The following is a 14,298-nucleotide window of genomic DNA, read 5'->3' as shown; positions in this document are numbered from 1 at the left end:
CCGACCTGCGCCACGATCGGCAATCCGGATACTTCTGGCTGTTCGCCTGCGCTGCAGTCATTGTTGCGCAGGTCACGGCGGAATATTTCATGGGCCGCATCCCCATCTGCGAATGCGGATACGTCAAGCTCTGGGAGGGCGGCGTCAACACCAGCGGCAATTCGCAGCACCTCTCCGACTGGTACACGCCGTCGCACATCATCCACGGCTTCCTCTTCTACGGCCTGGGACATCTCCTCCTGCGTGGGAAGCCGCTCGCTGCGAGGCTTCTTCTGGCGCTCGTCATCGAATCCGGCTGGGAGCTCCTCGAAAACTCGCCCATCATCATCGACCGGTACCGCACGGCGACCATTTCCCTCGACTATTACGGCGACAGCATCCTCAATTCGGCGATGGACACCGTTTTCATGGTGCTCGGCTTTCTCTTCGCCTGGCGCGCGCCGGTCTGGCTGACCGTGACCATCGCAATCTTCTTCGAGGTCTTCACCGGATACATGATCCGCGATAACCTGACCCTGAACGTATTGATGCTGGTCTGGCCGGTGGAGGCGATCAAGGCGTGGCAGTCCGCGCTCGGGTGACGTCAGCTATCGGAACGATACAGGCGCAATTTTGTTAACGGGGGACCGATATCCTGGTACCTCTACGCGGCACGAGGCAATATCTCCCTCGCCGATACTTGATGGTGCTGATGGATAATTTCGCATTCCTGCTTCCCTTTTTCATGACGGTTTTCGGGGTGCTTTTCCTCCTTGCCCGGTTCTGGAGCGGCGTATCGGCGACGCAATGGGGTCTCGGGTTTCTGGCCGCCGCCGCCGGCTTCTGCGTGCCGCTCATGTCCTTCGCGCCGGTGGTGGTGCAGGCGCTGCTTGCTGATTTTCTGTTCCTCGCGGCATTCTTCCTTTATGGCGAAGCCCTGCTCGTCCGCTTCGGCAAGAGCCTCACCCGACCGCTGCGGCTCTCCCTTGCTAGCATCGGGTACTTGGCCATTGCTTTCGCCGTCGTCGTGTGGGGAGACCTCAGGAGCGAGCTGATCTTCAGCGATATCGCCTGTGCAGTCCTGATCGGCGTGCCGGTCATTCAGGTGGTGCGCGCGCCGCGTCGAAGGATCGACGTGGTGCTGGTCGCGATCTGTGGCCTGGTCCTTGTCGAGACGGTCACGAGAGTCAGCCTGTTTGCGCTGCTGACGTCATCCGGCGACGGCTTGTCGCTCGAGTCCTACATGCAATCCGCCTATGCCTACTATTCTCAGCTAGGCGCGAGCATAATCGCCTTCCTGCTGGCCCTTGCGGTTCTCGGCACGGTCGTCTCGGATGTCATCGGCCGCTATCGGCACGCTGCCGAACACGACGCATTGAGCCTTCTCCTCAACCGCCGCGGGTTCGACCAGAGAATCCCGAAGCAGCCGCAAGGGGCGATCGTCGTGGGCGACATCGACAATTTCAAGGATATCAACGACCGCTTCGGCCACGCGATCGGCGACCTCGTCATCAGCAGCTTCGCTGAGCTGTTGCGCCAGCATTTCCCGAAGCAGGCGATCATCGCCCGCTTCGGTGGCGAGGAGTTCGTCGCCTTCCTGCCCGATCATTCCGCCAATGAGGCAGGCACTGCCGCGGAGAAATTCCGCAAGGCGCTTGGTGCGCATTCCTGGGAGGGTATTCTCTCGGACCGCCAGATCAGTGCGAGCTTCGGCGTGACGGCAATCGCGAAATCCGACTTCGCGCTCCAGGACGCCATAAGCCGGGCCGACGCCTATCTCTATGACGCGAAACGAAACGGCCGCAACAGGGTGATCGTCGAAGGCACGAAACAGTTCGACCACATCAAATTGGTTCACGCCGCACCGGCGCGCTGATCAGCTTGCCTTCAAGGCTTTCTCGATCGCCGGCATCAGTCCGTCCTGCACCGACTGCGGATCAAAGGGGCCGACCTTCTTGTAGACGATCGTGCCGTCGGGCGCGACGAGATAGCTTTCCGGGATACCGTAGACGCCCCAGTCGATCGCCGCCTTGCCGTTCGGATCGACGCCGATCGCCGTATAGGGATTGCCGAGCTCGCCGAGGAAGCGGAGGGCATTCTCGCTCTTGTCCTTGTAGTTGATGGCAACGATATTCAGCCGCCCATCCTTGGCGAGTTCTTTCAGGAGTGGGTGCTCCTCCCGGCAGGGAAGACACCAGGAGGCGAAGACATTGACGAGGGTCAGCTTGCCCTTGATCGCTGCATCGGTGAGCGGTGGCAGATTGGAGCCTTCGAGCGGCGCAAGCGCAAGCGCGGGCGCCTTGGTGCCGATCAGCGCCGAGGGGATTTCCGAGATATTCTTCCCGTGGAAATCCTGGTCATAGAGCATCTTGGCAGCGGTCCCCGCGATGACTCCGAACACAATGAGCGGCAGGAGCGCCAGTGCGTAGCGGCTGAAGCGGCGTGGCTTCGGGGCGTCGTTGCCTTCGGTTTGCGTGCTCATTCCTTGACGTCGTCCCTCGGCCGCTGCGAACGGCGGCGGATGCCGGCCGCCTCGAGCTCGGCGAGCTCCCTCTGCCGCAGGCGGCCATCGGCCCAGGTCCAGAGCGTCACCGCGATTACGAGCACCGCGGCGAAGCCATAGGAGCCGTAGACGTAGAAAGCGTGTGCCATGCTCAATCTTCCCGGCTGGCCATGCGGGCGGCAAGGCGACGCTGCGCGGCGACGCGGCGGCGCCAGATCTCGTTGCGCATCGCCATGACGTGCAGCGTGAAGAAGAGCGCGGTAAAGGCGATCGCCATCACAAAGAGTGGCCTCAGGAACTCCGGATCGATGGTCGGGCCGCCAAGGCGCATGATACTGGCCGGCTGGTGCAGCGTGTTCCACCATTCGACCGAGAACTTGATGATCGGGATGTTGACGAAGCCGACCAGGATCAGCACTGCCGTCAGCCGTGCCGCCCGGGAAGGATCGTCGATCGAGCGGCTGAGCGCGATCAGGCCGAGATACATCAGGAAGAGAATGAAGACAGAGGTCAGGCGCGCATCCCAGACCCACCATGTGCCCCACATCGGCTTGCCCCAGAGCGATCCGGTGACGAGCGCGAGGAGCGTGAAGGCGGCGCCGAGGGGCGCGGCGGCCTTGGCCGAAACGTCGGCGAGCGGGTGGCGCCACACCAGCGTGCCGATCGCCGAAATGCTCATGATTGTGTAGCACATCATGGCAAGCCAGGCCGCCGGCACGTGGACATACATGATGCGGACGGTGTCGCCCTGCTGGTAGTCGCCTTCGGTTGTAAAGCTGAGATAGAGCCCTATCGCGAAGCAAAGACCGGTCAGCAGAGCCATCCACGGGATCACGCGTGCGGCAAGCGCCAGAAACCGCGTCGGATTGGCGAGATCGCTGAATTTCGTGATGGCAAGGCCCGTTTCGCTCATGCTCGCTTCCTTACCCTGATCCGCTGCCCGCGGCAATCGAAGCGCCAATCAATCCGCCGTGTTTCTGAGCGCCAGCGCGGCGGCCACCGGGCCGATGACAGCGAAGAACAGCGTAAGGGCGATCAGAATGAGAAAAGGCGGCAGAAACGGGGCGGGATCCTCGACCGCGGCATAGCTCGCGCTGACGCCGAAGATCAGGACGGGGATGGTAAGCGGCAGGACGAGGATCGAGACCAGCAGGCCGCCGCGGGGTAGCGCGACGGCGACGGCTGCGCCTGCCGCGCCGATGAAGGCTATGGCGGGCGATCCCACGAGGAGCGTCAGCATGGTGGCGCCAATCGCCGTCTCGCTCATGTTCATGAACAGGCCGAGTAATGGCGACGCGATGACCAGCGGCAGGCCGGTCGCTACCCAGTGGGCAAGGCACTTGACGAGGACCGTCAGCACGAGCGGTGTCGGCTGCATGAGCAGCAAATCCAGCGAGCCGTCGTCGCGTTCGGCCTGGAACAGGCGGTCGAGGCCGAGGAGCGTCGCGAGAAGGGCGCCAATCCAGACGATTGCCGGGCCGATGCGGGAAAGAAGGTTGAGGTCCGGGCCGACACCAAACGGGATGACGGCGACGACCGCGAGGAAGAAGAGGATGCCGATCAGCGCCCCGCCACCTGCGCGCACCGAGAGCTTCAGATCGCGGAGAAAGAGGGCGGTCATGCGGCGCAGTTCCCGGAGGAAGCGGCAGTACAGAGAAACATCAGCCCCATACCCCCTGATCCATGCCGACAAAGCCGGTCATCTGCAGCTCCCGCGCATTGTCGAGCCCGAGCGGCTGGTGCGTTGCCGCGAGCACGATGCCACCAGCCATCTGATGGGCGGAAACGAGTTCGGCGACCATCCGGTCGGCCCGGAGATCCAGCGCGGCTGTCGGCTCGTCGAGGAGCCATATCGGCCGATGTGCCACCAGGAGCTTGGCGAAGGCGAATCGCCGCTGCTGGCCGGCGGAGAGATAGCCGAAGGGCAGGTGCGTGATCCCGCCGAGCCCGACGGCATCGGCTGCTTCCTCGACGGAGATGCCGGGGGGGCTGTGCGCGGCGCCCAGGAAGGAGCGCCAGAAGGCGAGGTTTTCGGCAACGGTGAGCTCGCTCTTCATGGCGTTGCGGTGGCCGAGATAGTGGCTCATCTCGCAAGGGCGATTCTCCGAGCGCCCTTGCGAATCAGTGAAGGCGAGGCGTCCCTTTTCGGGCGTCAGAAGGCCCGCCACGACACGCAGCAAGGTGGACTTTCCGGAGCCGTTCCGACCGGTCAGGACGAGTGCCTCTCCCGCCGCCAGATGGAAGGAAATTCCCGAGAAAATAAGGTCGTCCCCACGCCTTGCGGCGAGGTCATCCGCGTCGAGATGCATGGCATTGCCTTTGTTTAAGATTCTAGTCATCGCGACGCAAAAAAATGTCCAAAATGGCTGCGAGCTGGTCTGGCACCTTTCTTAGAAATTATCTATAAGACCCGCAACCACGCCAGCGGCCGGCGTGAATTTCATCCTTGCGCCGAACATGGGGTTTTCTCTCCACGTACGGACAGCGGAAATGGCCGCACCCGCATCCTGATGTGCATAAAGTGCATAGGCGTCCGCACGATTGTGTTCGCTATCAGAAACGGGGTATCTCGTGTCTAAATCTCTTGACAGCTTCAATTGTCGTTCCACGCTTTCCGTGAACGGGAAGGACTATGTCTATTACAGCCTGCCGAAGGCTGAGGCGAACGGTCTGCCAGGCGTTTCGAAGCTTCCCTATTCGATGAAGGTCCTGCTCGAGAACCTGCTGCGCTTCGAGGACGGGCAGTCCGTCACCAAGGAACACATCCTGGCTGTCGCCGAATGGCTGAACAACAAGGGTGCCGTCGAAAACGAAATCGCCTATCGCCCGGCGCGCGTGCTGATGCAGGACTTCACCGGCGTTCCCGCTGTCGTCGATCTTGCCGCGATGCGTGACGCGATGGTCTCGCTCGGCGGCGACCCGGAAAAGATCAACCCGCTGGTTCCCGTCGACCTCGTCATCGACCACTCGGTCATCGTCGATGAGTTCGGCACGCCGCAGGCCTTCGCCCGCAACGTCGAGCTGGAGTACCAGCGCAACGGCGAGCGCTACCGCTTCCTGAAGTGGGGCCAGCAGGCATTCAAGAACTTCCGCGTCGTTCCTCCCGGCACCGGCATCTGTCACCAGGTTAATCTCGAATATCTCGGCCAGACCGTCTGGACGAAGGAAGAGGACGGCGAGACCATCGCCTATCCGGACACCTGCGTCGGTACCGACTCGCATACCACGATGATCAACGGCCTCGGCGTTCTCGGCTGGGGTGTCGGCGGCATCGAAGCCGAAGCCGCCATGCTCGGCCAGCCGGTCTCGATGCTCCTGCCCGAGGTCATCGGCTTCAAGCTGACCGGCAAGCTCAAGGAAGGCGTTACCGCGACCGACCTCGTTCTGACCGTCGTGCAGATGCTGCGCAAGAAGGGTGTCGTCTCCAAGTTCGTCGAGTTCTTCGGCCCGGGCATGGACAACATGCCGCTCGCCGACCGCGCGACGATCGGCAACATGGGTCCGGAATATGGCGCGACCTGCGGCTTCTTCCCCGTCGACGGCGAAACCATCAACTACCTGACCATGTCCGGCCGTACGCACGACCGGATCGCGCTCGTCGAAGCCTATTCGAAGGCCCAGGGCATGTGGCGTGAAGGCGACGGTTCCGATCTCGTCTTCACCGACACGCTGGAACTCGATCTCGGCGACGTCGTTCCGTCGATGGCCGGCCCGAAGCGTCCGGAAGGCCGCATCGCACTCGAGAACATCGCAACTGGCTTCGCCGGTTCGATGGATGCCGACTACAAGAAGCCCGGCCAGCTCTCCAACCGCTATGCGGTCGAAGGCACCGACTTCGACCTCGGCCATGGCGACGTTGCCATCGCCGCTATCACCTCCTGCACCAACACCTCCAACCCGTCGGTGCTGATCGCGGCCGGCCTCCTCGCCCGCAGCGCCGTTGCCAAGGGCTTGAAGACGAAGCCGTGGGTGAAGACCTCGCTGGCACCGGGATCGCAGGTCGTCGGTGAATATCTCGCCAAGTCCGGCCTGCAGGCCGACCTCGACAAGCTCGGCTTCAACCTCGTCGGCTTCGGCTGCACGACCTGCATCGGCAACTCCGGCCCGCTGCCGGCGCCGATCTCGAAGACGATCAACGACAAGGGCCTCATCGTTTCGGGCGTGCTCTCCGGCAACCGTAACTTCGAAGGCCGCATCTCGCCTGATGTCCAGGCAAACTATCTCGCGTCTCCTCCGCTCGTCGTCGCCTACGCGCTTGCCGGTACGGTCCAGAAGGACCTGACCAAGGAGCCGATCGGCGAAGACAAGGACGGCAAGCCGGTCTATCTCAAGGACATCTGGCCGACCTCGAAGGAAGTCCAGGAATTCATCCTGAAATACGTCACCCGCGAACTTTACGAGACGAAGTACGCAGACGTCTTCAAGGGCGACGAGAACTGGCAGGCCGTGCAGGTTCCTCCGGGCCAGACCTATGCCTGGGACGACAACTCGACCTACGTCCAGAACCCACCCTACTTCGTGGGCATGGGCAAGAAGGGCTCGGGCGTTTCTGACATCAAGGGTGCGCGCGTTCTCGGCCTCTTCGGCGACAAGATCACCACCGACCACATTTCGCCGGCCGGTTCGATCAAGGCGGCTTCGCCTGCAGGTGCCTATCTGATCGACCACCATGTCGGCGTTGCGGATTTCAACCAGTACGGCACGCGCCGTGGTAACCATGAAGTCATGATGCGCGGCACCTTCGCCAACATCCGCATCCGCAACCACATGCTCGGCCCGAACGGCAAGGAAGGTGGCTACACCATCCATTATCCGTCTAAGGAAGAGGAATCGATCTACGACGCGGCCATGCAGTACAAGGCCGAAGGTGTTCCGCTCGTCATCTTCGCAGGTGTCGAGTACGGCAACGGCTCGTCGCGCGACTGGGCTGCGAAGGGAACGAACCTGCTCGGCGTGAAGGCCGTCATCGCCCAGAGCTTCGAGCGCATCCATCGCTCGAACCTGGTCGGCATGGGCGTCATCCCCTTCGTCTTCGAAGAGGGCACGACCTGGCAGAGCCTCGGCCTGAAGGGCGACGAAATCGTTACTATCGAAGGCCTGTCGGACATCAAGCCGCGTGAAAGGAAGATCGCCAAGATCACCTACGGCGACGGCACGGTGAAGGAGGTTCCGCTGCTGTCGCGCGTCGATACGCTCGACGAGGTGATCTACCTCAACAATGGCGGCATCCTGCAGACGGTCCTTCGCGATCTCGCAGCCTGACCGTCGTTACGACAAATATACAGACCGCCGGGATGCAAGTATTCCGGCGGTTTTTCTTTGCGTGGCGCAACCTCGCGTCGATTTCACGACGTTGTGCTTTATACACAGCGAGGGTGTCTGCACCTCACCCCATCGTGACTTTCCGTTGATACGGGGAAAGACTATCTCTAGCTTGTAATCGATCGGGCGCGAGCGCAATGGCGGGATTTGGTGCTCGCTGCCTGAAAAAGAGGTGCCAGTTATCATGACCCCGAGGTTTGTTGTTTTGCTCGCGGCGAGTGTCGCTTTCGCGGGTTCAGTCCATGCGCAGGATGCCGCGCAGCCGAAGGGCGTCGTGGAGCTGTTTACGTCGCAGGGCTGCTCGTCCTGTCCGCCGGCCGATGCGGCTTTCCAGAAGATTGTGGGTCGCGGCGATGTCGTGGCCCTGGCCTACCACGTGGACTACTGGAACTACCTCGGCTGGGCCGACACGCTGAGTTCGAAGGAGAACACGGCGCGCCAATATGCATACGCCCGGGCGCTCGGCCGCAGCAACGTCTATACGCCCCAGGTCGTCGTCAACGGTCGTGACCACATGAGCGGCGCGAACCTCGACGCAATCGACCAGAAGGTCGATACCTTCGCAGGCGACGGCAAGGGCCTGGACGTACCGGTCAGCGCCAAGATCAAGGGCGAGGAGATCGAGATCAACATCGGTGCCGGCCAGGGCAAGGCGAATGTCGTGGTCGTCTATTTCGACAAGGAAAAGAAGGTAACGGTCGAGAAGGGCGAAAACAGCGGCCGCGAGATCTCCTATCTGCACAGCGTCACGGATGTCGAGACGGTCGGAATGTGGGACGGCAAGGCGACGAACATCACGCTGCCAGCAAGCGTCATGGAAAACCCCGAACTCGAAGGGTGTGCCGTGCTTCTCCAGTCGTCCACGCCGCAGGGCGACCCTGCCGCAATCATCGGTGCGACGGTGCTGATGTCAGGCAAGAACATCTGACCGGACTATCCGGTCGACCCGCAAAACGGGGCGGCCCGGCAAGAGCGCACTCGGGGCTGGGGTTAAGGTCGATACGCTCCCGCCGGGCCGTTTGGCGCGCAGGCGCCAAACTTTAAGTTATCATTTCCTGCAAATGCGGCGCTGTTTTGTCTAAATTGCGATGCCCGACAAAAGCTTGTTCGGTTGTCGCACATGTTCCGCCGGACTTGCTTTTTGCCGTGGCTAAGGCAAACTGTCATCCTCCTGTCATGAGCCGAGGCCTTGGGAATTGATGACTGACGAGACGGATTTGTCACATGGCGAAGGCCGCCCCCTGGACAGCAATACCTCCGGCGTCATCGACCTAAAAGCCTACCGGCAGAGCCGTGATGAGCCGCAAGTTACCTTTAATCGCAGAGAGTTAGACTCGATCCTGTGGATCTACGGCCGGATGGTCGGAGAGGGCGAATGGCGGGACTACGCCATCGACCACCTCAAGGACCGGGCAGTCTTTTCGGTGTTCAAGCGGGCCGGCGAGGTGCCGCTCTACCGTATCGAGAAGAACCCGAAGTTCGCTTCCAAGCAGGGTGCCTTCAGCGTGATGAACGCCCACGGGATGATCCTGAAACGTGGCCACGAACTGCCACAAGTGCTCAAGGTCTTCGACAAGGTGCTGAAACTTGTCGACAAGTGATTCGCGCTGATTCGCCACCCGCTACTGTCGAAAGAGCGTCCCTGGATAGACCGACGGATCCGGTTCGGTTGTCTTCCCGTCGCCGAGCTGTCGCTGCATGATCATCGTATCGAGCCAGCGTCCATGCTTGTAGCCGGTGCCTTTGAGAAGACCCGTATCCTCGAACCCCGCCGAGCGATGCAGGGCGACTGAGGCTGGGTGGGCTCCGCCGACAATGGCCACCATCTGCCGGAAACCGAGCGCCGTGGCGCGCTCTATCAGGTCCGCGAGCAGGGCCTTGCCGACACCCTTGCCGCGTGCTGCGGGCGCCAGGTAGATCGAATCTTCGACGATCCAGCGATAGGCCGGTCGCGTCCGGAAGGCAGAGCAATAGGCATAGCCGAGCAAGGAGCCGTCCTCGCCGATCGCCGCCGTATAAGGATAGTCCTGGCTGGTGATGGCGCTGAAGCGGGAGGCCATCTCATCCCCGGAGGGCGGTGTGATCTCGTAGCTTGCAACGCCGTTCAGGACGGATTCGCGATAGATCTCGGTAATGAAGGGAAGGTCCGCCGGCGTGGCGGAGCGTATCGTGAAGGACATGTGGGCGGGCTGCCTGATGATGAAACCGAAGGACGATAGAGGCATCCGTCATCGCACAAGGCAACAAAAAAGGCGGCCGAAGCCGCCTTTTTCCGATTGGTGTGTCTCGCTTACCTGCGGTTGCCCATGAATTGCAGCATGAACATGAACAGGTTGATGAAGTCGAGGTAGAGCGTCAGCGCGCCCATGATCGCCTTGCGGCCGGCAACGGCCACTTCATCGGCTTCAAAATACATCGACTTGATGCGCTGCGTGTCGTAGGCGGTCAGGCCGGCGAAGACCAGGACGCCGATCGCCGAGATCGCAAACTGCAAGGCCGAGGAGGCCAGGAAGATATTGACGATCGAGGCGATGATCAGGCCGAAGAGACCCATGATCAGGAACGAGCCCATCGCCGAAAGATCTTTCCGCGTCGTGTAGCCGTAAAGCGACAGGGCGCCGAAGGAGGCGGCCGTGACGAAGAAGGTCTGTACGATGCTCTGGCCCGTGTAGATCAGGAAGATCGCCGAGAGCGAGAGGCCGACGAGGGCCGCATAGATCCAGAAGGTCGCCTGCGCGGCAGCGACGCTCATCGTGTTGATCCTAAAGCTCAGGAAGAAGACCAGAGCCAGCGGTGCGAGGATGACGACCCACCGCAGCGGGCTTGCGTAGATGGCCTGACCGAAAGCGGTCAGCTGTCCGTCCACAACTGCGAATTGGAACGCCAGGTAAGCGGCGACGCCCGTGATCGCCAGACCGAGCGCCATCAGATTGTAGACCTTGAGCATATAAGCGCGCAGGCCTTCATCTATCATCGCGCCGGACTGCGCACCTGCGCGAGCCGCCCGGTTTTGGTAATTGCGAAAGTCAGCCATTTTTTCCTCTTACAAGCTCCGATGTGAATACGGTTTCGAAACCGGGGTTCCGGGGGCCGCTGCGGAGCTCCAGCATGCTAGCCAAGAATATGATGCTTTCAGGCGTTGTACACAAGGCCCGTCTCGCCCGAAACGCGTTAAATTGCCGTAAGGTAGGCCGCTTGCAGCGCGATCCTGCAAGGCCTTTCGTCAAAGCTCTCGCAGCACTGGCGCAGCCTTCTGGCCCAGGATACGCCAGGTGCCGATCAAGCCGATGCCGACGGTCAGCACGAGCGCGATCACCAGTGTCAGCACCGCAACGTCGGGCATGAAGGTCGAGGGAAGGCGCATGATCCGGGTGACGACATACCAGGCAGCGACGCCGCCCGCGAAGAGCGCAAAGATGGCGGTTGCCGCGCCGAGAATGACATACTCGTAGCTGAAGGCGCGGATCAGCATCGCGCGTGTCGCGCCGAGGGTCTTCAGCACCACGGCATCATGGGTTCTCGCCCGGTTTCCGGCCGCAAGCGCTCCGGCGAGAACCAGCACGGATGCAATCAGCGCCACCGAGGCGGCGGCGCGGATCGCGGTTGCGAGCTGCGCCACGAGCGTATTGACGACATCGATCGCATCCTTGACGCGCACGCTCGTAATCGTCGGGTAGGCATTGGTGACGGTCTTGAGCACGGCGGCTTCCTCCGCGGCTGTCGCCGGCGGATCGGTGAGCGTGGCAAGCCAGGCGTGCGGTGCGCCGCGGAAGGTGTTGGGCGAGAAGATCATCACGAAGTTGATCGAGAGCGATTCCCATTTCACCGTGCGGAAATTGGCGATGCGTGCGGTGATGTTGCGGCCGAGCACGTTGACGGTGACGGTGTCGCCGATCTCGAGGCCGAGTGCCTTGGCCTCCTCGAAGGAGAACGAGACGAGCGGCTCGCCCGTATAGTCCTTGTTCCACCAGGTTCCCCCGGCGAGCGCTGCGTTCTCCGGAAGATCCTCGGAATAGGTGATGCCGCGGTCGCCGCGAAGGACCCATTGTCCGCCGGGCGGCACGGTCATCTTGGTCACATCCTGTCCATTGAGGGCGATGATCCGGCCCCTCAGCATCGGCACCTCCACGAGCTTGCCATCGGGCGCCTGGCTGCGGACGACATTGCGGAAGCCATCCAGTTCACTCCCCTGGATGTCCACGAAGAAGAAGTTCGGCGCATGTTCGGTCATGCTGCCGGTCAGCTGGCGCCTGAGATTGCCGTCGATGAGGGTGAGCGTGACGAGGAGCGTCAGGCCGAGGCCGAGCGACAGCACCACGGAGGGCGTCAGCGCGCCGGGGCGATGGATATTGCCGATGGCGAGCCTCAGGGCCGGCGAGTTTACGCGGGGGCTGCGCCGCGCAAGCCAGCCGACGAGGGCGGCGACCAAGCGAAGCAGGATGAAGGAAAAGGCGGTCGCCACGACAAAGACAGTCGCGATGAACCGGTCGTAGGCGACGGCTATGGCAAGCGCGGCGAGCGCGGCCATGAAGATGGCGGCGGCGACGAGGTACGGCCAGGATGGCAACCCCTTCGGCTCGAAGCCCTGCTCGCGAAAGAGCGCTGTCGCCGGGACCTCGCGGGAATGGCCGAGGGGCAGCACCGCAAAGGCCAGCATGGTCAGGATGCCGAACGCGGCGGCCAGCGCGAGCGCGCCCGGATAAAGGGTCGGGTCCGTCGAGACCGGCAGGAACTGCGCGAGAAACTGGGCAGCGAGTATCGGTGCCGCCGCGCCGACCAGGAGGCCTGCGACAATTCCCGCAAGTGCGATCAATGAGATCTGGATGAGGTAAATGGCGACGACGACCGAGGCCGGTGCGCCGAGGCATTTGAAGGTGGCGATGGTCGTGCGCTTGGAATCGAGGAAGGCGCGCACGGCATTGGCGACACCCACGCCACCGACGACGAGGGCAGTCAAGCCGACAAGCGTCAGGAACTGCGAGAAGCGCGTTACGTTTTCCGTGAGCGAGGGTGCGGCGCGATCGCTGGTGCGGATCGACCAGCCCGCCGAGGGGAACGCGGCGTTTGCGCGCTCGCGGATGGTTCTGATGCCGGAGGCGGCATCATCCATCCTGATCTTGTAGACGTTCTCGACAAGGCTGCCTGTCTGGATAAGGCCGGAGGCAATCAGTGCGGCGCGCCCGACCAAAAGCCGGGGTGCAAAATTGAAGCCGTCGGAAAGGGCGTCCGGCTCGTTTGCGACCGTGCCGGTGATGCGCAGGCGGGTATTTCCGAGCAGGACTTCCTGACCGACCGAAATGCCGAGACGCTCCAGCAGGAGCGGCGCAGCGACCGCGCCATAGATCCCGCTGTCATCGGCGAGAAGAGCGGAGAGCGGGCGATCGGGCTCCGCCCGGAAGGTTCCGTAAAGCGGGTAGGCGCCATGGACGGCCTTGACCTCCACCAGGGCCTGGTCCGATCCATTTGGCAGCCGCGCCATTGAGCGAAGGCCGGTGGAGACCGAAACACTCCCCAGCCCTTTCAGGAAGGCCATCTCTTCGGGCAGCGCCTCGCGATTGTTCAGCTCGAAACGGACGTCGCCGGCGAGAAGCTCCTGCCCCTGCGAGGAGATCGAATCCGTGATCGACTGGGAGACGGAATTGACCGCCGCGATCGCTGCGGTTCCGAGCGCGATGCAGGCGAGGAAGATGTAGAAGCCGGAAAGGCCGCCTCGCAGCTCGCGCAATGCAAAACGAAAGGCGAGGCCGAGATAGGGACTCGCCCCGCTCATGCAATCGCAGCCTCGGCCCGGCGCGGCGTGGCGCTGTCGCTTTCGATGCGGCCGGAACGAACCCGGATCTGGCGGGAGCAGCGTGCAGCAAGCGACGGATCATGGGTGACAAGCAGAAGGGTCATGCCTCGCTCCGCCTGCTTGGCAAAGAGCAGGTCGGCAATCTGGCGGCCGGTATCGGTGTCGAGGTTGCCCGTCGGCTCGTCGGCAATCAAAAGGGCCGGCGACGGCGCAAGTGCGCGGGCGATGGCGACGCGCTGTTGCTCGCCTCCCGACAGCTGGCCCGGATAGTGACTGAGCCGCTCGCCGAGCCCGACCGCTTCAAGCTCGCGCCTGGCCACCTCGAAAGGGTCGCTGATGTTGGCGAGCTCAAGTGGCACCGCAACATTTTCCAACGCCGTCATGTTGGCGATCAGGTGGAAGGACTGGAAGACGATACCGATATTGCGGCCGCGGAAGGCGGCGACCTGGTCTTCGCTCATGCGGTGGAGCGGCGTTTCCTTGATGACGATCTCACCGCTGTCGAGGCGCTCGAGGCCTGCAAGAACCATCAGCAGCGTCGACTTGCCGGATCCCGACGGACCCAGGATACCGACCGACTCGGCAGCGGAAACCGTCAGGTCTATACCCTTCAGCACATGAACCGAAGCGGCGGCGTTGCCCAGCGTCAGATCTGCGCCCTTGAGCTCGATGATGGTGTCTGCCACTGGAATCGCCCTATATA

General features: G+C 62.4%; 14 protein-coding genes. 5 read left to right on the top strand and 9 right to left on the bottom strand.

Annotated elements, in window-relative coordinates; translation table 11 throughout:
• Positions 1–5 precede the first annotated feature (5 nt).
• Complete coding sequence (locus tag EV286_RS11220) at positions 6–581, top strand: DUF2585 domain-containing protein (protein ID WP_132957522.1); 576 nt, start codon at positions 6–8, stop codon at positions 579–581.
• 110 nt (positions 582–691) lie between these two features.
• Positions 692–1,855 (top strand): GGDEF domain-containing protein, encoded by a 1,164-nt coding sequence (locus EV286_RS11215; protein WP_165932824.1) that lies wholly within the window; start codon positions 692–694, stop codon positions 1,853–1,855.
• On the opposite strand, the gene EV286_RS11210 is transcribed toward EV286_RS11215, so the two are convergent.
• From EV286_RS11210 to ccmA, 5 genes are read right to left on the bottom strand one after another with little or no spacing between them, the layout of a single operon-like run.
• Positions 1,856–2,461 (bottom strand): DsbE family thiol:disulfide interchange protein, encoded by a 606-nt coding sequence (locus EV286_RS11210; protein WP_132957120.1) that lies wholly within the window; start codon positions 2,459–2,461, stop codon positions 1,856–1,858.
• Positions 2,458–2,631 (bottom strand): heme exporter protein CcmD, encoded by a 174-nt coding sequence (ccmD, locus tag EV286_RS11205; protein WP_132957119.1) that lies wholly within the window; start codon positions 2,629–2,631, stop codon positions 2,458–2,460. The genes EV286_RS11210 and ccmD overlap by 4 nt, the downstream gene beginning before the upstream one ends.
• 2 nt (positions 2,632–2,633) lie before the next feature.
• The gene (locus EV286_RS11200) at positions 2,634–3,395 is read right to left on the bottom strand and encodes a heme ABC transporter permease (protein WP_132957118.1); all 762 of its coding nucleotides are present in this window, start codon (positions 3,393–3,395) and stop codon (positions 2,634–2,636) included.
• A 48-nt stretch (positions 3,396–3,443) separates the two neighbouring features.
• Complete coding sequence (gene ccmB / locus EV286_RS11195; RefSeq protein WP_132957117.1) at positions 3,444–4,103, bottom strand: heme exporter protein CcmB; 660 nt, start codon at positions 4,101–4,103, stop codon at positions 3,444–3,446.
• Positions 4,104–4,143: 40 nt separating this feature from the next.
• Entirely contained in the window at positions 4,144–4,791 is a 648-nt protein-coding gene (gene ccmA, locus EV286_RS11190) for a heme ABC exporter ATP-binding protein CcmA (protein WP_132957116.1), read from the bottom strand.
• Between the two features lie 262 nt (positions 4,792–5,053).
• Between ccmA and acnA the strand changes: the two genes are divergently transcribed.
• The 3 genes from acnA (at position 5,054) to EV286_RS11175 (ending at position 9,405) form a co-directional block, all read left to right on the top strand.
• Entirely contained in the window at positions 5,054–7,744 is a 2,691-nt protein-coding gene (gene acnA, locus EV286_RS11185) for an aconitate hydratase AcnA (protein ID WP_132957115.1), read from the top strand.
• 244 nt (positions 7,745–7,988) lie between these two features.
• Complete coding sequence (locus EV286_RS11180; protein WP_132957114.1) at positions 7,989–8,732, top strand: thioredoxin family protein; 744 nt, start codon at positions 7,989–7,991, stop codon at positions 8,730–8,732.
• Between the two features lie 271 nt (positions 8,733–9,003).
• The gene (locus EV286_RS11175; RefSeq protein ID WP_132957113.1) at positions 9,004–9,405 is read left to right on the top strand and encodes a DUF2794 domain-containing protein; all 402 of its coding nucleotides are present in this window, start codon (positions 9,004–9,006) and stop codon (positions 9,403–9,405) included.
• Between the two features lie 21 nt (positions 9,406–9,426).
• On the opposite strand, the gene EV286_RS11170 is transcribed toward EV286_RS11175, so the two are convergent.
• The 4 genes from EV286_RS11170 to EV286_RS11155 form a co-directional block, all read right to left on the bottom strand.
• A complete protein-coding gene (locus EV286_RS11170) occupies positions 9,427–9,984 on the bottom strand; it encodes a GNAT family N-acetyltransferase (RefSeq protein WP_132957521.1) in 558 nt (185 codons plus the stop codon).
• 110 nt (positions 9,985–10,094) lie between these two features.
• Entirely contained in the window at positions 10,095–10,838 is a 744-nt protein-coding gene (locus tag EV286_RS11165) for a Bax inhibitor-1/YccA family protein (protein ID WP_132957112.1), read from the bottom strand.
• A 189-nt stretch (positions 10,839–11,027) separates the two neighbouring features.
• Positions 11,028–13,574 (bottom strand): ABC transporter permease, encoded by a 2,547-nt coding sequence (locus EV286_RS11160; protein WP_132957111.1) that lies wholly within the window; start codon positions 13,572–13,574, stop codon positions 11,028–11,030.
• The gene (locus tag EV286_RS11155; protein WP_132957110.1) at positions 13,571–14,281 is read right to left on the bottom strand and encodes an ABC transporter ATP-binding protein; all 711 of its coding nucleotides are present in this window, start codon (positions 14,279–14,281) and stop codon (positions 13,571–13,573) included. The genes EV286_RS11160 and EV286_RS11155 overlap by 4 nt, the downstream gene beginning before the upstream one ends.
• Positions 14,282–14,298 lie beyond the last annotated feature (17 nt).

It is taken from the genome of Rhizobium sp. BK251 (assembly GCF_004345245.1).
Taxonomy (GTDB): Bacteria; Pseudomonadota; Alphaproteobacteria; order Rhizobiales; family Rhizobiaceae; genus Rhizobium.
Note: the sequence above shows the minus strand (reverse complement) of the source record. Positions and strands in the feature narration are given on the sequence as shown.

What these genes read in the sequence shown, in the direction of transcription:
- EV286_RS11215 (WP_165932824.1), top strand. Translation starts at nt 692, where the DNA reads ATGGATAATTTCGCATTCCTGCTTCCCTTTTTCATGACGGTTTTCGGG.
- EV286_RS11210 (WP_132957120.1), bottom strand. Translation starts at nt 2,461, where the DNA reads ATGAGCACGCAAACCGAAGGCAACGACGCCCCGAAGCCACGCCGCTTC.
- ccmD (WP_132957119.1), bottom strand. Translation starts at nt 2,631, where the DNA reads ATGGCACACGCTTTCTACGTCTACGGCTCCTATGGCTTCGCCGCGGTG.
- EV286_RS11200 (WP_132957118.1), bottom strand. Translation starts at nt 3,395, where the DNA reads ATGAGCGAAACGGGCCTTGCCATCACGAAATTCAGCGATCTCGCCAAT.
- ccmB (WP_132957117.1), bottom strand. Translation starts at nt 4,103, where the DNA reads ATGACCGCCCTCTTTCTCCGCGATCTGAAGCTCTCGGTGCGCGCAGGT.
- ccmA (WP_132957116.1), bottom strand. Translation starts at nt 4,791, where the DNA reads ATGCATCTCGACGCGGATGACCTCGCCGCAAGGCGTGGGGACGACCTT.
- EV286_RS11180 (WP_132957114.1), top strand. Translation starts at nt 7,989, where the DNA reads ATGACCCCGAGGTTTGTTGTTTTGCTCGCGGCGAGTGTCGCTTTCGCG.
- EV286_RS11175 (WP_132957113.1), top strand. Translation starts at nt 9,004, where the DNA reads ATGACTGACGAGACGGATTTGTCACATGGCGAAGGCCGCCCCCTGGAC.
- EV286_RS11170 (WP_132957521.1), bottom strand. Translation starts at nt 9,984, where the DNA reads ATGTCCTTCACGATACGCTCCGCCACGCCGGCGGACCTTCCCTTCATT.
- EV286_RS11165 (WP_132957112.1), bottom strand. Translation starts at nt 10,838, where the DNA reads ATGGCTGACTTTCGCAATTACCAAAACCGGGCGGCTCGCGCAGGTGCG.
- EV286_RS11160 (WP_132957111.1), bottom strand. Translation starts at nt 13,574, where the DNA reads ATGAGCGGGGCGAGTCCCTATCTCGGCCTCGCCTTTCGTTTTGCATTG.